This is a genomic window from Streptomyces sp. NPDC006134 (genome assembly GCF_040628835.1).
In the GTDB taxonomy this organism is placed as follows: Bacteria; Actinomycetota; Actinomycetes; order Streptomycetales; family Streptomycetaceae; genus Streptomyces.
This window is the reverse complement of the sequence record NZ_JBEXTV010000017.1, coordinates 15,391-35,498: the sequence shown is the minus strand read 5'-3', so window position 1 is coordinate 35,498 and position 20,108 is coordinate 15,391. Positions and strand designations below refer to the sequence as shown.

Sequence of the window (20,108 nt, the reverse complement as noted above, 5' to 3'; positions counted from 1 at the left end):
CCCCGGCCCGCCGGTCGGCACCGGCACCGGCACCGGCCGGGTCGGCTTCTCAGACGTCTCTCCCCAGGCGCCTCTCCCGGAATGTCTGACGCATTTCTCACAGCTCCCGTGGGCCGCCGACGGGTCCTCTCAGAGAAAACCCAGTTATAAGGTGCACACTGCACAGATGCCGTCGACCGTCACAGAAAGGCACCCCGTGAGCACCCCCCACATACCCAGCCGGCCCGACCAGCAGCCAGGGAGGTGGTCCCGGCGCGGGGTGCTCGCGCTGTTCGGTGCGGTTCCGGCCGCTGTCGCCCTGACCGGCTGGAGCGGTCCGGCGGCGCAGGCCGCGGAGTCCCTCACCGCCACCGTCACCCCGCGGGCGGGCGGCCTGTACGGCGTCGGCATGCCCGTGTCGATCACCTTCTCGCACGCCGTGACGCACAAGGCCGCCGTCGAGCGGGCGATCACGGTGACCGCCGACCCCGGCGTCGAGGTGGCCGGCCACTGGTTCGGCGACAAGCGGCTGGACTTCCGCCCCCGGAAGTACTGGGCGCCCGGCACCAGGGTCACCGTGCGGGTGCGGCTGCAGGGCGTCGAGGCCGCGAGCGGCGTGTACGGCGTCCAGTCCGGGGACCTCTCCTTCCTCGTCGGACGCAAGCAGATCAGCACGGTCGATCTGGCCGCCGGGAAGATGACGGTCGAGCAGGAGGGCCGGAGGGTCGCCACCTACGCCGTCACCGGCGGCGACGCCGACCACACCACCTGGTCCGGGATCATGGTGATCAGCGAGCAGCTGAAGGAGACCCGCATGGACTCCTCGACCGTGGGGCTCGGCCAGGAGTACGACATCCCGGACGTCCCGCACGCCCAGCGGCTGACGACGTCCGGCACCTTCATCCACGGCAACTACTGGACCTCGCCGTCGGTGTTCGGGCAGCGGAACACCACCCACGGCTGCATCGGCCTGCAGGACGCCAAGGGCGGGGACGACGACTCCACGGCCGGCCACGAGTTCTACATGAACTCCCTGCTCGGGGACGTGGTGATCGTGAAGAACTCCGGCGAACGGACCGTCGCCGCGGACAACGGGCTCAACGGCTGGAACCTGTCGTGGGAGAAGTGGAAGGCGGGCAGCGCCCTGTAGCGGGCGCCTGAGGCGGCCGGCGCGGACCGCGCCGGCCGCCGCGCGCCACCGGTTCGCCGTCGGCGCCGCCCGCCCGGCCGCGGCCCGGCACCGCCCGGCTGGCCGCGGCCCGGCGCCGGCCGGCCCACCGCCCCGTCAGCGCAGCTCCGCCCGGAACGCCGCCGGTGTCATGTCCGTGTGCTGGTGGAAGAACTTGGAGAAGTTCGCCGCGTCGGGGAAGCCGACCGCCGCGCCGACGCGGCCGATCGGCATGTCGGTGTGGGCCAGCAGCCGCTTGGCCTCCAGGATCACGCGCTTGTCGATGAACCCCTTGGGCGTCTCGCCGGTGGCGGCGCGGACCGCGCGGACGAGGGTGCGGCGGGAGTAGCCGAGCGCGTCGGCGTAGGCGCTGACGCTGTGGTTGGTGGCGAAGCCCTTCTCGACCGCGTCCCGGAAGAGGGTGAAGGTGGTGTCGGCCTGCCTCAGCCGCACCGCCTCGGCGGAGCTGGCCGCCAGGTGGGCCAGGCGCAGCAGGAACGCGGACAGGGAGTGCCGCAGCACCGCCGTGTGCAGGCTGAGCGGCAGCGTGGTGGTGTCCTCGTACTCGCGGCGGAGCTGGTCGAGGGCGGCGGTGAGGGCCGCGCGCTGCGCCGGACCGGGGTGGAGCAGGGGCGGCTGGTCGTAGCGGTAGAGGCCGGCCGCCTCCACCGTGGCGCGGGGCAGGAAGCCGGGCTGCATGGTCAGGACGGTTCCGCGGTACTCCCTGTCCGGTGAGAAGCGGTGGACCTGGCCCGGGCGGATCCACAGCAGGTCGCCGGCGGCGGCCTCGTACTCGGCGAAGTCGATCATGTGCCGGACCGGGCCGCCGGTGAAGAGCATGACGACGTGGAAGTCGATGCGGTGCACCCGGTGCAGCGGCGCCTCGGAGTGCCAGGTGCGGCCGGTGCCCATCGGGCCGATCTGCATGCCGACGCCGAGGACGCTCCGGTCGGCGGGGAAGGGGAAGGTTCTGATTCCGTCGCCCGTCCCGCCGTCGGCGCCGTCACCCTCGCCACCTGGGATGTTTTCGTCCGTCATGTCCTTCTCATGCCGCTTCGACGGGCGCCGCGGCGCCCGGGGGTGTCCCACTTTCACCACAGGCTGGCACACCCCGACCTTCCCCTCAAAAAGTCTGACTTTTAAGTTTGAACACGTCAGACCAGGTATCCCGCTCCGATCGAGGACTTCTTGAAGATGAGCACGCAGACACCGGACAGCTTCGAATGGACCGAACTCGACCGGCGTGCCGTCGACACGGCCCGCATTCTCGCGGCCGACGCCGTGCAGAAGGTCGGCAACGGCCACCCGGGCACGGCGATGAGCCTGGCCCCGGCCGCCTACACGATCTTTCAGAAGGTGATGCGTCACGACCCCGCCGACCCGGAGTGGACGGGCCGTGACCGCTTCGTCCTGTCCCCCGGCCACACCTCGCTGACGCTGTACACGCAGCTCTACCTGGCCGGGTACGAGCTGGAGCTGGACGACCTGAAGGCGTTCCGCACGCAGGGTTCGAAGACGCCGGGTCACCCCGAGTACGGGCACACCGCGGGCGTGGAGACGACGACCGGCCCGCTGGGCCAGGGTGTCGCCAACGCCGTCGGCATGGCGATGGCCGCCCGCTACGAGCGCGGCCTGTTCGACCCGGACGCGCCCGCGGGCGAGTCCCCCTTCGACCACACCGTCTGGGCGATCGTCTCCGACGGCGACCTCCAGGAGGGCGTCTCCGCCGAGGCCTCCTCCCTCGCCGGCCACCAGAAGCTCGGCAACCTCGTCTTCCTCTACGACGACAACCACATCTCCATCGAGGGCGACACCGCCACCGCGTTCTCCGAGGACGTCCTCAAGCGGTACGAGGCGTACGGCTGGCACACCCAGCGCATCGAGCCCGCCGAGAACGGCGACATCGACGTCCACGCGCTGTACGCGGCGCTGAAGGCGGCGCAGGCCGAGACCGGGCGCCCCTCGATCATCGCGATGCGCACGATCATCGCCTGGCCCGCCCCGAACGCGCAGAACACCGAGGCCGCGCACGGCTCGGCGCTGGGCGAGGACGAGGTCGCGGCCACCAAGCGGGTCCTCGGCTTCGACCCGGAGAAGAGCTTCGAGGTCGCCGACGAGGTGCTCGCCCACACCCGCAAGGCCCTGGACCGGGGCGCCGAGGCGCACGCCGCCTGGGACAAGCGGATCGCCGCCTGGCGCGACACCCAGCCGCGCCGTGCCGAGCTGTTCGACCGCGTGGTCGCCGGCCGGCTCCCCGAGGGCTGGGAGGACGCCCTGCCGGTGTTCGAGCCCGGCAAGTCCGTCGCCACCCGCGCCGCGTCCGGCAAGGTGCTCCAGGCGCTCGGCCCGGTGCTGCCCGAGCTGTGGGGCGGCTCCGCCGACCTGGCCGGCTCGAACAACACCACCATCGACAAGACGTCGTCGTTCCTGCCCGAGGGCAACCCGCTGCCGGAGGCCGACCCGTACGGCCGTACCGTCCACTTCGGCATCCGCGAGTTCTCCATGGCCGCGGAGATGAACGGCATCGCCCTGCACGGCAACACCCGCATCTACGGCGGCACCTTCCTGGTCTTCTCCGACTACATGCGCAACGCCGTGCGCATGTCCGCGCTGATGCAGCTGCCGGTGACGTACGTGTGGACGCACGACTCCATCGGTCTGGGCGAGGACGGCCCGACCCACCAGCCGGTCGAGCACCTGGCCGCGCTGCGCGCCATCCCGGGCCTGAACGTCGTCCGCCCGGCCGACGCCAACGAGACCGCCGTCGCCTGGGCGGAGATCCTGCGCCGGCACTCCACCCACCCGGCCCCGCACGGCCTGGCGCTGACCCGGCAGGGCGTGCCGACCTACGCGCCGAACCCGGACGCGGCCAAGGGCGGCTACGTCCTGGCGGACGCCTCCACCGGCGCCCCGGACGTCGTCCTGATCGCCACCGGCTCCGAGGTGCAGCTCGCCGTGGCCGCGCGCGAGCTGCTGGAGGCGGAGGGGACCGCCACCCGGGTGGTGTCGATGCCGTCCGTGGAGTGGTTCGAGGAGCAGCCGCGCGAGTACCGCGAGAGCGTCCTGCCGCCGTCCGTGAAGGCGCGGGTCGCCGTGGAGGCCGGCATCGGCCTGACGTGGTACCGCTTCGTGGGCGACGCCGGACGCATCGTCTCCCTGGAGCACTTCGGCGCCTCCGCCGACGCCAAGACCCTGTTCGCCGAGTACGGCTTCACCGCCGAGAACGTCGCCGCCGCGGCGCGCGAGTCCCTCGCCGCCGCCCGCGGCTGATCCGATCGCCAGAAAGAAGATGATCACTGTGTCCGAAGCATCCGCGTCCGCGGGAGCACTCAAGCGCCTGTCCGACGAGGGCGTGTCCATCTGGCTGGACGACCTGTCCCGCAAGCGGATCGAGTCCGGCAACCTGGCCGGACTGGTCGAGACGAAGAACGTCGTCGGCGTCACCACCAACCCCTCCATCTTCCAGGCCGCGATCGGCTCCGGTGAGGGGTACGAGGAGCAGCTCGCCGACCTGGCGGTGCGCGGCGTCACCGTCGACGAGGCGGTGCGCATGATGACCACCGCCGACGTCCGCGCCGCCGCCGACGTGCTCAAGCCGGTGTTCGAGGCGAGCGGCGGCCGGGACGGCCGGGTCTCCATCGAGGTCGACCCCCGTCTGGCCCACAACACCGAGGCGACCGTCGCCGAGGCCCGGCAGCTGGCCTGGCTGGTCGACCGCCCCAACGTGATGATCAAGATTCCGGCGACCGAGGCGGGCCTGCCGGCCATCACCGAGGTCATCGGCGCCGGCATCAGCGTGAACGTGACGCTGATCTTCTCCCTGGAGCGCTACCGCGCGGTCATGGACGCCTACCTCGCCGGCCTGGAGAAGGCGCGGGCGGCCGGGCACGACCTGTCCGCCATCCACTCCGTGGCCTCCTTCTTCGTCTCCCGCGTCGACAGCGAGATCGACAAGCGGCTGACGCTGCTGGGCACCGACGAGGCCCTCGCCCTGAAGGGGAAGGCGGCCCTGGCCAACGCGCGGCTGGCCTACGAGGCGTACGAGGAGGTCTTCTCGGGCGGCCGTTTCACCGCCCTGGCCGGTGCCGGCGCCAACAAGCAGCGCCCCCTGTGGGCCTCCACCGGTGTGAAGGACCCGGCATACCGGGACACTCTGTACGTGGAGGAGCTGGTCGCTCCCGGCACCGTGAACACGATGCCGGAGGCCACCTTGAACGCCACCGCCGATCACGGTGACGTCCGGGGCGACACGGTCACCGGCGGCTACGCCCAGGCCCGCGCCGACCTCGCCGCCGTCGAGCGGCTCGGCATCTCGTACGACGAGGTGGTGCGGCAGCTGGAGGACGAGGGCGTCGCCAAGTTCGAGGTGGCCTGGCAGGACCTGCTCGACGCCGTGACGAAGTCCCTGAACAGCAAGGGAGTGGACGGGGAATGAGCGAGGAGCTTGCGGAAGCGGCGGCCGGCGAGGCCGCGGCGACCGAGACGTCCGAGGCCGGGAAGGCCAAGCCCGCCAAGCGGCGCGGGAAGGCCGCCGGCGACACCGGGCAGGGCGAGGCGGCCCAGGGAGCCGGAAAGAGCGGGAAGGCGGCGTCCGAGGCCGCCCCGGCGGCAAAGGAGCAGCCCGTCGTCCCCGTCCCGGCCGACGCGTGGGACAACCCGCTGCGCGACCCCCGCGACCGCCGGCTGCCCCGCATCGCGGGCCCGTCCGGGCTGGTCATCTTCGGGGTCACCGGCGACCTGTCCCGCAAGAAGCTGATGCCGGCCGTGTACGACCTGGCCAACCGCGGCCTGCTGCCGCCGGGCTTCTCCCTGGTGGGCTTCGCCCGCCGGGACTGGGAGGACCAGGACTTCGCGCAGGTCGTGCACGAGGCCGTCAAGGAGCACGCGCGCACGCCGTTCCGCGAGGAGGTGTGGCAGCAGCTCTCCGAGGGCATGCGGTTCATCCCCGGCGACTTCGACGACGACACCGCGTTCAAGCAGCTCAAGGACGCCGTGGACGAGCTGGACGCCTCCCGCGGCACCAGCGGCAACTACGCCTTCTACCTCTCCGTGCCGCCGAAGTTCTTCCCGAAGGTCGTCCAGCAGCTCAAGAAGCACGGGCTGGCCGACGCGCCGGAGGGCGCCTGGCGGCGCGCGGTGATCGAGAAGCCGTTCGGCCACGACCTGGCCAGCGCCTGCGACCTGAACGCGATCGTGCACGAGGTGTTCGAGCCGGACCAGGTCTTCCGCATCGACCACTACCTGGGCAAGGAGACCGTCCAGAACATCCTGGCGCTGCGCTTCGCCAACCAGATGTACGAGCCGATCTGGAACCGCTCGTACGTCGACCACGTGCAGATCACGATGGCCGAGGACATCGGCATCGGCGGCCGGGCCGGCTACTACGACGGCATCGGCGCCGCCCGCGACGTCATCCAGAACCACCTGCTCCAGCTGCTGGCGCTGACCGCGATGGAGGAGCCCGCCTCCTTCGACGCCGAGTCGCTGCTCACCGAGAAGCTGAAGGTGCTGCGGGCGGTGCGGCTGCCCGAGGACCTCGGCAGGCACACCGTGCGCGGGCAGTACGCGCGCGGCTGGCAGGGCGGCGAACCGGTCCGCGGCTACCTGGAGGAGGACGGCATCGACCCGGCCTCCACCACCGACACCTACGCCGCGATCAAGCTGGGCATCGACAACCGCCGCTGGGCGGGCGTCCCCTTCTACCTGCGCACCGGCAAGCGGCTGGGCCGCCGGGTGACGGAGATCGCGGTCGTCTTCCAGCGCGCCCCGCACTCCCCCTTCGACACGACGGCCACCGAGGAGCTGGGCGAGAACGCCATCGTCATCCGCGTCCAGCCGGACGAGGGCATGACGGTCCGGTTCGGCTCGAAGGTGCCGGGCACCTCCATGGAGATCCGGGACGTGTCGATGGACTTCGCCTACGGCGAGTCGTTCACCGAGTCCAGCCCGGAGGCGTACGAGCGGCTCATCCTGGACGTCCTCCTGGGGGACGCCAACCTGTTCCCCCGTCACCAGGAAGTGGAAGAGTCCTGGAGGATCCTCGACCCGGTCGAGGAGTACTGGGCCACGCACGGCAGGCCCGCGCAGTACGCCTCGGGCAGCTGGGGACCCGAGGAAGCCGACGAGATGCTCGCACGAGACGGACGGAGCTGGCGCAGGCCATGAGGATCGACCTGACCGACACCACGGCAAGCAAGATCAACAAGGCGCTGGTGCAGGGTCGCCGCGCCATCGGCACCCCGGCCGTGGGCATGGTCCTGACGATGGTGATCGTCACGGACGAGGAGAACGCCTACGACTCGATGAAGGCGGCCGAGGAGGCCTCGCACGAGCACCCCTCGCGCACCCTGGTCGTCATCAAGCGGCACGCCCGCACCTCCCGCGACCGCACCCGCTCCCACCTGGACGCCGAGGTGCGGGTGGGCTCCGAGGCCGGCACCGGCGAGACGGTGGTGCTGCGCATGTACGGCGAGGTGTCCGACCACGCCGACTCGGTGGTGCTGCCGCTGCTGCTGCCGGACGCCCCGGTGGTGGTGTGGTGGCCGGTGGACGCGCCGGAGAACCCCGCCAAGGACCCGCTCGGCGCGCTGGCCCAGCGCCGGATCACCGACATGTACGCCGTCGAGCACCCGCTCCAGGCGCTTGAGGACCGCGTGCGCTCGTACGCGCCCGGCGACACCGACCTGGCCTGGACCCGGCTGACCCCGTGGCGCTCGATGCTGGCCGCCGCCCTGGACCAGGCCCGGCTGGAGATCACCTCCGCGGTCGTGGAGAGCGAGCCGGAGAACCCCAGCGCGGAGCTGCTGGCCCGCTGGCTGGAGGCCCGGCTGCGGGTGCCGGTCGAGCGGGTGGACACCGCCGGACCGGTCGTCACGGGCGTGCGCCTGGGCACCGGGAACGGCGAGATCGTCATCGACCGGCCCGAGGGCCCGCTGGCCACCCTGTCTCTGCCGGGCCAGCCCTCGCGCACCCTCGCCCTGAAGGTCCGCCCCACCTCCGAACTCATCGCCGAGGAGCTCAGGCGCCTCGACGCCGACGAGATGTACGCCATCGCCCTGAACGGCGAGGCCGCCAAGGAGACCCCCGCACATGTCTGACGCCCCCAAGCTCACCCGGCGACCGGAGTGGACCGCCCTGGAGGACCATCGAGCCGAGGCGATGCTCCACCCGAACCTGCGGGAGCTGTTCGCCGCGGACCCCTCCCGCGCGGAGCGGTACGTGGTGCACGTCGGTGACCTGCGGATCGACTACTCCAAGAACCTGGTCACCGACGAGACCCTCGCCCTGCTCCAGGAGCTGGCCGCCGCCACCGACGTGTTCGGGCTGCGGGACGCCATGTTCCGCGGCGAGAAGATCAACCTCACCGAGCGGCGGGCGGTGCTGCACACCGCGCTGCGCGCCCCGCGGGACGCGGTGATCGAGGTCGACGGCGAGAACGTGGTGCCCGCCGTGCACGCCGTGCTCGACAAGATGAGCGACTTCGCCGAGCGGGTCCGCTCGGGCGAGTGGACCGGCCACACCGGCAAGCGCATCCGCAACGTCGTCAACATCGGCATCGGCGGCTCCGACCTGGGCCCGGCGATGGCGTACGAGGCGCTGCGCGCCTACACCGACCGCTCCCTCACGTTCCGCTTCGTGTCCAACGTGGACGGCGCCGACCTGCACGAGGCGGTCCGGGACCTGGACCCGGCCGAGACGCTGTTCATCGTCGCCTCCAAGACGTTCACCACGATCGAGACGATCACCAACGCCACGTCCGCGCGGAAGTGGCTGCTGGAGGGGCTGGACGGCGACGAGAAGGCGGTCGCCCGGCACTTCGTGGCGCTGTCGACCAACGCGGAGAAGGTCGCCGAGTTCGGCATCGACACGGCCAACATGTTCGAGTTCTGGGACTGGGTCGGCGGCCGGTACTCCTACGACTCGGCGATCGGCCTGTCCCTGATGATCGCCATCGGCCCGGACCGCTTCCGCGAGATGCTCGACGGCTTCCGCATCGTCGACGAGCACTTCCGCAACGCCGAGGCCGAGGCCAACGCCCCGTTGATCCTGGGGCTGCTCGGGATCTGGTACGGCAACTTCTTCGGCGCCCAGTCGCACGCGGTGCTGCCGTACTCGCACTACCTGTCCAAGTTCACGGCGTACCTCCAGCAGCTGGACATGGAGTCCAACGGCAAGTCGGTCGACCGCGACGGCCACCCCGTCGAGTGGCAGACCGGCCCGGTGGTGTGGGGCACGCCGGGCACCAACGGGCAGCACGCCTACTACCAGCTCATCCACCAGGGCACCAAGCTCATCCCGGCGGACTTCATCGGCTTCGCCCGGCCGGTGGCCGAGCTGAGCGACGGGCTCAAGGCGCAGCACGACCTGCTGATGGCCAACTTCTTCGCCCAGACCCAGGCGCTCGCCTTCGGCAAGACGCCGGACGAGGTGCGCGCGGAGGGCGTGCCCGAGGAGCAGGTGCCGCACCGCACGTTCAAGGGCAACCACCCGACCACGACGATCCTGGCCGCGGAACTGACCCCGTCGGTCCTCGGCCAGCTCGTCGCCCTCTACGAGCACAAGGTGTTCGTCCAAGGCGCGATCTGGAACATCGACTCCTTCGACCAGTGGGGCGTCGAACTCGGCAAGGTCCTCGCCAAGCGGGTCGAACCCGCCCTCACCGAGGGCGCCGACGTGCCCGGTCTCGACCCGTCCACCGCCGCCCTCGTCGCGGCCTACCGCGATCTCAAGGAAGTGAAGTAACCATGCAGCTCGGTCTCATCGGTCTCGGCAAGATGGGCGGCAACATGCGCGAGCGCCTGCGCCGCGCCGGCCACACCGTCGTCGGCTACGACCGCAACGCGGAGATCTCCGACGTCAGCAGCCTGACCGAACTGGTCGGCAAGCTGGAGGCGCCCCGCGCGGTGTGGGTGATGGTCCCGGCCGGCGCGGCCACCCAGTCCGTCATCGACGAGCTCGGCGACCTGCTCCAGCCCGGCGACACCGTCATCGACGGCGGCAACTCCCGCTGGAGCGACGACGAGAAGCACGCCGCCGAGCTCGGCGCCAAGGGCATCGGCTTCGTCGACGCCGGTGTCTCCGGCGGCGTATGGGGCCTGGAGAACGGCTACGCCCTGATGGTCGGCGGCGACAAGGAGCACGTCGACCGCCTCCAGCCCGTCTTCCAGTCGCTCAAGCCGGAGGGCCCCTACGGCTACGTCCACGCGGGCAAGGTCGGCGCGGGCCACTTCGCCAAGATGGTCCACAACGGCATCGAGTACGCGATGATGCAGGCCTACGCCGAGGGCTGGGAGCTGCTGGAGAAGGTCGACTCCGTCGACAACGTCCGCGAGGTCTTCCGCTCCTGGCAGGAGGGCACCGTCATCCGCTCCTGGCTGCTCGACCTCGCCGTCAACGCGCTCGACGAGGACCAGCACCTGGAGAAGCTGCGCGGCTACGCCGAGGACTCGGGCGAGGGCCGCTGGACGGTGGAGGCCGCCATCGACAACGCGGTGCCGCTGCCCGCGATCACCGCCTCCCTCTTCGCCCGGTTCGCCTCCCGCCAGGAGGACTCGCCGCAGATGAAGATGATCGCCGCGCTGCGCAACCAGTTCGGCGGCCACGCCGTCGAGTCGGCGAAGAAGTAGGCACGCGGTGGGGGATCTGCTGCTGGTCCGCCACGGCGAGACCGAGTGGAGCGTGTCGGGACAGCACACCAGCTTCACCGACCTGCCCCTCACCCCCCACGGTGAGGAGCAGGCCAAGTCCCTGGCTCCGCTCCTGTCGGGCCGGCCGTTCGCGCTGGTGCTCACCAGCCCGCTCGGCCGGGCCCGGCGCACCGCCGACCTGGCGGGCCTCGTCGGGGCCGTGCCCGACGCCGATCTGCACGAGTGGGATTACGGCGCCTACGAGGGCGTCACCACCGTGGAGATCCACCGCACCCGGCCCGGCTGGGACCTGTGGACGGACGGTGTACCGCCCGGTCCCGAAGGGCACGGCGAGTCCCCCGGGCAGGTCGGGGCGCGGGCCGACCGCGTGCTGGCCCGCGTGGAGCCCGCCCTCGCGGACGGGGACGTGGTCCTGGTGGCCCACGCCCACTTCCTGCGGGTGCTCACCGCGCGCCGGCTGGGCCTGCCGCCCGCCGAGGGACGGCTGTTCCAGCTGGCGACGGGGACGCTGAGCCGGCTGTCGACGGAACACGGGCGCCCGGTGATCGCGGAGTGGAACACCCGGCCCTGAACGGGCGTCGGCCGGGGCCTGTTGACAGCCCCCGGCCGGCGCGTCAGAGTCCCGGCTGATGGAGATCACCGATCTGACCCCGGCCGAGGCGCGGGTGTGGCGGGCCTTTCCCCGCGGCCAGGCCGTGGACTTCCGCACGGCGGACGACGAGGACGCCGCCGACGGCGGCGGCTGGGGGCCGGAGCGCACCGTACGGGCGGCGGTGCTGCGCGCGCTCCTGCTCACCGCACCCCAGGAGAACGGCGAGATCCCCTCACTGGACCTCTCCGGCGCCCGGATCACCGGCGGCCTCCATCTCCAGTACGCCACGATCGACCAGCCGGTGTGGCTGAAGCACTGTCACTTCGATGAGGTGCTCCGGCTCTACGGCTGCCGGCTGCGGGAACTCAATCTGAGCGAGTCCGCCCTGCCGGGACTGATCGCCCACGCGGTGCGCGTGGACGGCGTGCTGCGGATGACCCGGGCCCGGTTCCACGGGACGGTGCGGCTGTCCGGGTCGGAGATCGCCGGGAGCGTGTACCTGGAGAGTGCGCGGATCCACGCGTCGCCGGACACCGAGGGGCCGGTGCTCCAGCTCAACCAGGCGGTCCTCGGCGCCGACCTGTGGGCCCCCGGGCTGCGCACGCGCGGTGCGGCCCGGCTCAGCGGGGCCTCCGTCGCCGGGCAGCTCAACCTCAGGGACGCCGTCCTGGACGCGGGTGAGGGCACGGCCCTGGACGCGCAGAACCTGGTCGTCGGGACGAGCGTGTCGGCCGGGTGCCTGCGCGCCCGGGGCCTGCTCGACTTCCGGGGCGCCCGCGTCCCCGGGACCCTCGACCTGGCCCACGCGTCCCTGTCCCGGCCCGGCGGTGTCGCGCTGCGGGCCACCAGCTCGGTCGTCGGGGAGCTGTGGCTGTTCTCCGGCGAGCGTGTCCAGGGCGCGCTCAGACTGCGCCGCGCCCGGATCGACAGCCTCAGCCTCGACCCGGAGATGCTGCCCGACGAGGTGTACCTGAACGACCTCTCCTACACGGCGCTCGTCCCGCACCACCCCGCCGAACGCCGCCTGCCCATGCTGGAACGCGACGGCGACGGGTACGTCCCCTACGCCTACGAGCAGCTCACCGCCGCCTACCGCCGGACCGGCGACGACGACGCGGCCCGGCGCGTGCAGCTCGCCAAGCAGCGCCGGCACCGCCGCACCCTGCCCTGGTACGGGCGCGCGTGGGGATATCTCCAGGACGTGACCGTCGGCTACGGCTTCCGGCCGATGCGGGCCCTGGTCTGGCTGCTGACGCTGCTCGCGCTCGGTTCGGCCGCGTTCGGCCTGGAGCACCCCGCACCGCTCAAGCCGTCCGAGGCACCGCAGTTCAACCCGGTGTTCTACACCCTCGACCTGCTGCTGCCGGTCGTCTCCTTCGGGCAGGAGACGGCGTTCGCGCCGCGCGGAGCCCACCAGTGGCTGGCCTACCTGCTGATCGTCACGGGCTGGATCCTGGCCACGACGGTCGTCGCGGGCGTCAGCCGCGCCGTCAGCCGCCCGTGAAGCCCCGGGCGGCGTGCTGGGCGGCGAGGCGGACGGAGGCGTTGGGGGCGCCGTAGCCGCGGTAGCCGCCGTCGCGCTGGAGGAGTTCGAAGAACACCCGGCCCACGGTGTGCGTGTAGCAGTGCCGGAAGGCGCCGTGCGCGTCCCGGTCGTAGAGGATGCCGAGGTCCCGGTAGGTCTCCAGCTCCCCCTCGGCGAACTCGTACCGGGCGGCGAGGTCGTCGTAGTAGTTGGCGGGGATCGGCAGCAGGGAGCCGCCGGCCGCGCGGAAGCGGCGGGCCGCGGCGACCACGTCGTCGGTGGCGAGCGCGATGTGCTGGGCGGGCGCGGTGTCGTCGGTGGGGGCGGCGCCGACCGTCAGCACGATGCGGACGGTGCCGTCGTCGTTGGTGACGGCGCGGCTGCGCAGCAGGCCGTAGGGGTCGGCGACGTCCACGGCCTGCTGCGGGCTGAGCCCGAGGACGCTGCGGTGGAACAGCGCGGCCTCGTCGAAGTGGTGCCAGGGCTGGGTCAGCGCGAGGTGGTCGATGCGGCATCCGCCGCCGTCCGCGGGCGCGGCCCCGGTGCCGGCGAAGTCGGACCGCCAGTCGGGCCGGCCCTCGCCCGGCGCGGCGCAGAAGAACAGTTCCGTGCCGTCGGGCGCCGCGACCGCCTCCAGCGGGGCGTCCTCGGGGGCGCGGCGGCGCGGCAGGACGGGGGCGAGCAGCGCCTCGGCGCGGCGGGCGGCGCCCGCGGGGTCGGGGGTCTCCAGGCCGACGGCGGCGAGGCGGGTGCCGTCGCGGCGCGCGGCCGGCCCGGTGTTGACCAGGACGCGGGCCTCGCCCCGCTGCCACAGGTCGACGGGTTTGCCGCGGTGCCGCGCGGTGCGGGCGAAGCCCAGCGCGCCGAGCAGGGCGGCGACGGGTTCGGCGTCGGGCGTGACCAGCTCGGCGAAGGCGACGCCGGTGGGGACGACGGGCGCGGACGGCGCGGTGAGGCCGACCTGTTCCTTCAGCACGCGCAGGGAGCGCTGGGCGTCGACGGCCGTCGCCCCGGCGTCGGACTGCCGGAAGACGTCGTTGAAGACCTCCAGGGAGAGCGGGCCGGTGTAGCCGGTCCGCAGGACGCGCCGGACCAGCCCGGCCACGTCGAAGCCGCCCTGTCCGGGGAAGCAGCGGTGGTGGCGGCTCCACTGGAGGACGTCCATGGCGAGGCGGGGCGCGTCGGCGAGCTGGAGAAAGAAGATCTTCTCGCCGGGGATGACCTCGATGCCGTCGAGGTCATCGGGATCACTGGTGCGGGAGAGGATGTGGAAGCTGTCCAGGCAGGTGCCGAGCGCCGGGTGGCCGGCGGCCTCGACGATGCGCCAGGCGTGGTCGTAGGTGCTGACGTGCCGTCCCCAGGCGAGCGCCTCGTAGGCGACGCGGATGCCGGACTCCTGGGCGAGGCCGGCGAGGGCGGCGAGCTGCTCGGCCGCGAGCGCGTCGTCGTCCACGGCGAGCGGGGAGACGCTGGAGCAGACCAGCACGGTGTCCGCGCCGAGCCGGCGCATCAGCGCGAACTTGTGCCGGGCCCGGCGCAGGGTGCGGGCGAACTCCTCGGCGGGGACGGCCTCGACGTCCCGCATCGGCTGGTACAGGTCGATGGTCAGGCCGAGGTCGGCGCAGCGGGCGCGGATCTCCTCCGGGGTGAGGGGGCTGGCCAGCAGGTCGTTCTCGAAGATCTCCACGCCGTCGAACCCGGCCCGGGCGGCGGCGGTCAGCTTCTCGGTGAGGGATCCGCTCAGGGAGACGGTGGCGATGGACGTACGCATCCGGGTACCTCTCTGCTTCGGGCCGGGGGCTCTGTTCCGGGCCGGGGCGGCTCTGTTCCGGGCCGGGACGGCTTGTGCCGGGCCGGGACGGTCTGCATCGGGCCGGGACGGCTTGTGCCGGGCCGGGACGGTCTGCATCGGGCCAGGACGGCTTGTGCCGGGCCGGGACGGCCTGCTTCGGGCCGGGACGGCTTGTGCCGGGCCGGGACGGTCTGCATCGGGCCGGGACGGCTTGCTTCGATGCCGGGACGGCGGTCTACTCCGGTGCCGTGACGGCGGCCTGCCGCGGTCCGGTGGCGGCCCGCGGCGGCGCCGCGCCGGCCCCGGCCAGCTCCGTGAGGTCGGCGAGCATCCGCGCACTGTCGGGTTCCCGCCCGGTGAACAGCCGGAACGCGTCCGCGGCCTGGAAGGCGGCCATGCCGCCGCCGTCGAGCACGGCGCAGCCCAGCGCGCGGGCGGTGCGCAGCAGTTCCGTCTCCAGCGGCCGGTAGACGACCTCGGCGACCCACAGCCCTGGGTGGAGGAGCTCGGCGGGCAGCGGCAGGCCGGGGTGGGCGGCCATGCCGGTGGGGGTGGCGTGGACGATGCCGTCGGCTCGCGCGGTCAGCTCCGCGAGCCGGCCGGGGGCGGCGCAGACCGCGCGGCCCTCCCCGAAGTGCCGGCCGAGCGAGGCGGCGAGGGCGGCGGCCCGTTCGGGCCGCGCGTCGACGACGGTGACCCGCCCGGCGCCCAGGGTGAGCAGGGCGTGCGCGACGGCCGCGCCCGCCCCGCCGGCACCGAGCTGAACGACCTCCTCCAGCGACACGTCGGGCAGCCCACGGGCGAAGGAGGCGGCGAAGCCGGTGACGTCGGTGTTGTGGCCGACGGCCCGGCCGCCGTCGAAGACGACGGTGTTGACCGCGCCCAGCGCCTCGGCCTGCGGGGCGATCCCGTCCAGGTGGGCGAGGACGAGCTGCTTGCAGGGGTGGGTGATGTTGAGCCCGTCGAAGCCGAGGTCGCGGGCGGCGCGCACCAGGTCGCCCACCGCCTCGGGCGGGACGCCGAGCGTGTCGATGTCGACGAGCCGGTACAGGTAGCGCAGGCCCTGGCGGTCGGCCTCCCGCTCGTGCAGGGCCGGGCTGAGCGACGGGCCGATGCCGGAACCGATCAGCCCGACGAGATACGAGTCCTTGGCGTCCTGGGCCACCGGGAACCCCCTTAATGTACGAACCAGTACGTTAGTCATAGCAGCAGGGCGCCGCCCAGGGGAAGTCCCGACCTTCTACAATCACCGGCACCACCCGCCGCGGCCGAAGGAACCCGATGACCAGCGTCGACGAACCGGCACGACCCCACGGGCGCACCCGTGACGCCGCCCGCACCCGGGCCGAGATCCTCGACGTCGCCACACAGGAGTTCGCCCGGGCCGGCTACGACGGCGCCCGCGTCGACGAGATCGCCGCCCGCACCCGCACCACAAAGCGGATGATCTACTACTACTTCGGCGGCAAGGAGCAGCTGTTCACGGCCGTGCTGGAGCGGGCGTACGGTGTGATCCGCGAGGCCGAACAGCGGCTCGACGTCGAGCACCTGGACCCGGTGGCCGCCATCCGGCGGCTGGCGGAGCTGACCTTCGACCACCACGAGCAGCACCCGGACTTCATCCGGCTGGTCGGCATCGAGAACATCCACGGGGCCGAGCACATCGCCGCCTCCGAGAAACTCGGGAAGATCGGCTCGCCGGCGCTGGACGTGATCCGCCGGATCCTGGCGGCGGGCCAGGAGTCGGGGCTGTTCACAGCCGACGTCGACGCGGTCGACCTGCACGCGATGATCAGTTCCTTCTGCTTCTTCCGGGTCGCCAACCGGCACACCTTCGGGGCCCTGTTCGGCCGTGACCTGGTCGATCCCGCCCGGCGCGAGCACTACCGCACCATGCTGGGCGACATGGTGATCGCGTACCTGACGGCGGAGCGCGCGGCGGACTGAGCGGGTCCGGCCGACGCGGACGCACCCCTTGACACCCGGGACACGTGGGCGCACCATCCCAGCCAACCCCTACTAACTACCCAGTGGGTTAATTAGGCGACGAAGCCGCTAAGGAGCCGCCGTGTCCGTCCCCGCCCCCGCCCCCGCTCCCGCTCCCGACGCTCCGCCCGGCCAGCCCAGGAAGGCCGCCACCGCCGCCTGGATCGGCAGCGCCCTGGAGTACTACGACTTCTTCATCTACGGCAGCGCCGCCGCGCTGATCTTCCCGGAGGTCTTCTTCGACGAGTCGGACCCGGCCACCGCGACCCTGCTGTCGCTGGCCACGTTCGGTGTCGCGTACGCCGCCCGTCCGCTCGGCGCGTTCGTCCTCGGCCACGTCGGCGACCGCCTCGGCCGCAAGAAGATCATGGTGTTCACCCTGATCCTGATGGGCCTGTCGACGTTCCTCATCGGCTGTCTGCCCACCCGCGGACAGGTCGGCGCCCTCGCCCCGGTCCTGCTGGTGCTGTGCCGGGTCCTGCAGGGCATCTCGGCCGCCGGCGAGCAGGCCAGCGCCAACTCCATGACGCTGGAACACGCGCCACCGCACCGGCGCGGCTTCTTCACCAGCTTCACCCTCAGCGGCACCCAGGGCGGCCAGCTCCTGGCCACCCTGGTCTTCCTCCCGATCGCCGCGCTCCCCGAGGAACACCTGCTCTCCTGGGGCTGGCGGGTCCCGTTCTGGCTGAGCGTCGCGGTCGCCGTCGTCGGCTACGTCATCCGCCGCAAGCTGGACGAGACCCCGGCCTTCACCCAGCAGAGCGCCACCGAGGGCGTCGTGAAGCTGCCGCTGGTGATCCTGCTGCGCGAGCACTGGGCGGACGTCCTGCGGGTGATCGCGGGCTCGCTCGTCGCCTCGGTCAGCACCATCTTCACCGTCTGGGCGCTGGCGTACGCGACCGGCGACTCCGTCGGCATGTCCCGCTCGTCCATGCTGTGGGTGGGCGCCCTCGCCAACCTGGCCGCGCTCGCCGCGATCCCGCTGTGGGCGGTGCTGTCCGACCGCATCGGCCGCCGCCCTGTCTTCCTGATCGGCGCCGTCGGCAGCGCGGTGACGATGTTCCTGTACCTGTGGGCGATCTCGACGGGTTCCTACCCGCTGACGCTGCTGCTGGGCATCGTGGCCTTCGGCGTCGTCTACAGCGCCGCCAACGGTGTGTGGCCCGCCTTCTACGGCGAGATGTTCACCACCCGGGTCCGGCTGTCCGGGGTGGCGATCGGCACGCAGATCGGCTTCGCCGTGGCGGGGTTCGCGGTCACCTTCGCCGCGCGGATCGCCGGTCCGGACGGCGACGACTGGTTCGCGGTGGCCTTGTTCACGGCGGCCCTGTGCGTCCCGCCGGTGATCGCCGCCCTCTCGGCCCGGGAGACCCACCGGACGCCGACGGAGGAACTGGGCGAGCGGCCCCGGCGGACTGCGCCCCAGCCGGAGACGGAGACGACGAAGGCGACCGTCTGACCCGCACGCCCCGTTGACTATCGTTGCCCGGTCACACGACACACGTACGCACGTACAGGCGTACACACGTACACGCGAACGGGCGCGGGAGGCGGGCAAGGACGTGGCGGGGGCCGGGTGGATACGGGTACCGGTCGGGGACGACGCGGCGCGATGGGCCACGCGGGGGCGCACCCGCAAGGTCCTCCTCGTCGTCCACAACGTGACCGCGGCGACCCGGCTGCTGGACGTCATACCCCTCTTCGACGACGACCTCCGGATACAGGTGCTGGCCACCTGCCCGGGGTCGTCGGCGTTCCGGGGCGGGATCGCGGAGCTGCTGGCGGAGACCGGTGTGCCCGTCCTGCCGTGGGAACAGGCGGTGTCGACGCCGGTCTCGTTGGCGATCTCGGCGAGCTTCGGCGGCCAACTCCGGGAAATAAAAGGTAAGTTGGCCATATTGTCACACGGCATCGGATACACTAAGAGGCTGGCGATGCCGGATGCCGGATGCCGGATGCCGGATGCCGGAAGCCGGAAGCCGGAAGCCGGAAGCCGGAAGCCCGCCCCCGTCTTCGGGATGTCGCGGGAGTGGCTGCTCGGCGAGGACGGGCGGCCGGTGGCCGATGCGCTGGTGCTCTCGCACCCCGAGCAGTACGAGCGGCTGCGCGCCGTCTGCCCCGAGGCGGCGCCCACGGCGGTACTCGCCGGCGACCCCTGCTGGGACCGCATACTGGCGGCCCGCCCGTACCGCGCACGCTACCGGCGGGCGCTCGGTGTGGGCCGCGGCCGGCGGCTGATCGTCCTCAGCTCCACCTGGAACCCGGAGTCGCTGTTCGGCGACGGCGGCGCTGACGTCCTGCCGTCCCTGCTGCCCCGCCTGACCTCGGAGTTCCCCGCCGACGAGTACCGGCTCGCGGCCGTGCTGCACCCCAACGTCTGGCACGGTCACGGCCCCGGCCAGATCCGGGCCTGGCTGGACCGGGCCCGCCGCTCCGGGCTGACGCTGATCGACCCGCTGACGGGCTGGCGGCAGGCGCTGCTGGCCGCCGACGCCGTGATCGGCGACCACGGCTCGGTCACGTACTACGCCGCCGCCCTCGGCGCCCCGGTCCTGCTGGGCGCCGCTCCCCTGGCCGGGCTCGCCCCGGACGCGCCCGTCCACGCGTTCGTGCGCACGGCACCCCGCCTGGACCCGGCGCTCCCCCTGCGCCCCCAGGTGGACGCGCTCGTCGAAGAGCACCGGCCGACACCCGGCCCCGCCGGGTTCGTCAGCTCCGTCCCCGGGGAGTCGGCGGCCCGGCTGCGGCGCCTCTTCTACGACATCATCGGCCTCGCCGAGCCCGACGGGCCCGCGCGCCTGGAGCCGCTGCCCCTGCCGCCGCACGAGCCCGCCGTCCCCACCGCGGCCCTGCTGGTGCTGACCCGACCGACGGGCACCGGCGAGGTCTCGGTGACCCGGTACGCGGGCCCGTACGCGCCACCGCCCCCGGACGCCGGCGAGGCGCACACGGCGGTCCACGAGGACACGCGCGAGACCGACCGGCTCGCCCTGGCCGACGTGGTGTTCCGCCACGGTTCCCCGGACGACCCGCGTCTGGGGTCCCCCGCCGAGTGGACGGCGGAGGTCCTCGCCCGGCTCCCGCACTGTGCGTTGGCCGCGTATGTCACCGGGCCAGGGACGTGCGTGGTCCGCACCCGCGCGGGGGCGCTGCTGCGGCTGACGGCCGGGCCGGGCGCGGACGCCGATCCGGCGGTGTACGCCTCGGCGCTGCACGCGTGGCTCGCGGCGGGCAGGGCGCTGGAGGAACTGACCGGCCGGGGGCTGACGATCCGCACGGGCGGCACCGCGCACCCGGTGACGGTCCGTCCGATGAGGCGGTGAGGGCCTTCCGAGCCGCACACCAGACGGACACACCAGACGGGCACACCAGGTGGGCACACCGGGCGGGCACACCGGGCGGGCATATTGGGTGGCTCC

Annotated in this window: 15 protein-coding genes; 12 read left to right on the top strand and 3 right to left on the bottom strand. The window is 72.7% G+C overall.

The window, feature by feature from the left end; translation table 11 throughout:
• Positions 1-196 precede the first annotated feature (196 nt).
• Entirely contained in the window at positions 197-1,129 is a 933-nt protein-coding gene (locus ABZ340_RS13660) for an Ig-like domain-containing protein (protein WP_358781942.1), read from the top strand.
• A 135-nt stretch (positions 1,130-1,264) separates the two neighbouring features.
• On the opposite strand, the gene ABZ340_RS13655 is transcribed toward ABZ340_RS13660, so the two are convergent.
• On the bottom strand, positions 1,265-2,185 hold the full coding sequence (locus tag ABZ340_RS13655; protein ID WP_358781941.1) for an AraC family transcriptional regulator: 921 nt from the start codon (positions 2,183-2,185) through the stop codon (positions 1,265-1,267).
• A gap of 156 nt (positions 2,186-2,341) precedes the next feature.
• Between ABZ340_RS13655 and tkt the strand changes: the two genes are divergently transcribed.
• Genes tkt through ABZ340_RS13615 form a run of 8 tightly spaced genes read left to right on the top strand, consistent with a single transcriptional unit; the run spans position 2,342 to position 12,890 of the window.
• Entirely contained in the window at positions 2,342-4,417 is a 2,076-nt protein-coding gene (gene tkt / locus ABZ340_RS13650; protein WP_358781940.1) for a transketolase, read from the top strand.
• 19 nt (positions 4,418-4,436) lie between these two features.
• Positions 4,437-5,582 (top strand): transaldolase, encoded by a 1,146-nt coding sequence (gene tal / locus ABZ340_RS13645; RefSeq protein ID WP_358781939.1) that lies wholly within the window; start codon positions 4,437-4,439, stop codon positions 5,580-5,582.
• On the top strand, positions 5,579-7,312 hold the full coding sequence (gene zwf / locus ABZ340_RS13640) for a glucose-6-phosphate dehydrogenase (protein ID WP_358781938.1): 1,734 nt from the start codon (positions 5,579-5,581) through the stop codon (positions 7,310-7,312). The genes tal and zwf overlap by 4 nt, the downstream gene beginning before the upstream one ends.
• Positions 7,309-8,244, top strand: coding sequence for a glucose-6-phosphate dehydrogenase assembly protein OpcA (gene opcA / locus ABZ340_RS13635; protein WP_358781937.1), 936 nt, complete (start codon positions 7,309-7,311; stop codon positions 8,242-8,244). The genes zwf and opcA overlap by 4 nt, the downstream gene beginning before the upstream one ends.
• Entirely contained in the window at positions 8,237-9,889 is a 1,653-nt protein-coding gene (gene pgi / locus ABZ340_RS13630; RefSeq protein WP_358781936.1) for a glucose-6-phosphate isomerase, read from the top strand. The genes opcA and pgi overlap by 8 nt, the downstream gene beginning before the upstream one ends.
• A 2-nt stretch (positions 9,890-9,891) precedes the next feature.
• Entirely contained in the window at positions 9,892-10,773 is an 882-nt protein-coding gene (gene gnd, locus ABZ340_RS13625) for a phosphogluconate dehydrogenase (NAD(+)-dependent, decarboxylating) (RefSeq protein ID WP_358781935.1), read from the top strand.
• Positions 10,774-10,780: 7 nt separating this feature from the next.
• Positions 10,781-11,365 carry a histidine phosphatase family protein gene (locus ABZ340_RS13620; RefSeq protein ID WP_358781934.1) on the top strand — a complete coding sequence of 195 codons (585 nt, stop codon included), beginning with the start codon at positions 10,781-10,783 and terminating at the stop codon, positions 11,363-11,365.
• A gap of 58 nt (positions 11,366-11,423) precedes the next feature.
• Positions 11,424-12,890, top strand: a complete 1,467-nt coding sequence (locus ABZ340_RS13615; RefSeq protein ID WP_358781933.1) for a membrane-associated oxidoreductase — start codon at positions 11,424-11,426, stop codon at positions 12,888-12,890.
• Here ABZ340_RS13615 and ABZ340_RS13610 read toward each other — a convergent pair.
• Positions 12,877-14,682: a TIM barrel protein gene (locus ABZ340_RS13610; protein WP_358781932.1), complete on the bottom strand. Its 1,806-nt coding sequence runs from the start codon at positions 14,680-14,682 to the stop codon at positions 12,877-12,879. The genes ABZ340_RS13615 and ABZ340_RS13610 overlap by 14 nt on opposite strands.
• Before the next feature lie 256 nt (positions 14,683-14,938).
• Positions 14,939-15,868: a shikimate dehydrogenase gene (locus tag ABZ340_RS13605; protein WP_358781931.1), complete on the bottom strand. Its 930-nt coding sequence runs from the start codon at positions 15,866-15,868 to the stop codon at positions 14,939-14,941.
• Between the two features lie 116 nt (positions 15,869-15,984).
• On the opposite strand from ABZ340_RS13605, the gene ABZ340_RS13600 reads away from it, so the two are divergent.
• The 3 genes from ABZ340_RS13600 to ABZ340_RS13590 all read left to right on the top strand — a co-directional run bounded on the left by ABZ340_RS13600 (position 15,985) and on the right by ABZ340_RS13590 (position 20,012).
• Positions 15,985-16,650 carry a TetR/AcrR family transcriptional regulator gene (locus tag ABZ340_RS13600; RefSeq protein WP_358781930.1) on the top strand — a complete coding sequence of 222 codons (666 nt, stop codon included), beginning with the start codon at positions 15,985-15,987 and terminating at the stop codon, positions 16,648-16,650.
• 121 nt (positions 16,651-16,771) lie between these two features.
• Positions 16,772-18,148 (top strand): MFS transporter, encoded by a 1,377-nt coding sequence (locus ABZ340_RS13595; RefSeq protein ID WP_358781929.1) that lies wholly within the window; start codon positions 16,772-16,774, stop codon positions 18,146-18,148.
• Between the two features lie 103 nt (positions 18,149-18,251).
• Entirely contained in the window at positions 18,252-20,012 is a 1,761-nt protein-coding gene (locus ABZ340_RS13590; RefSeq protein WP_358781928.1) for a hypothetical protein, read from the top strand.
• Positions 20,013-20,108 lie beyond the last annotated feature (96 nt).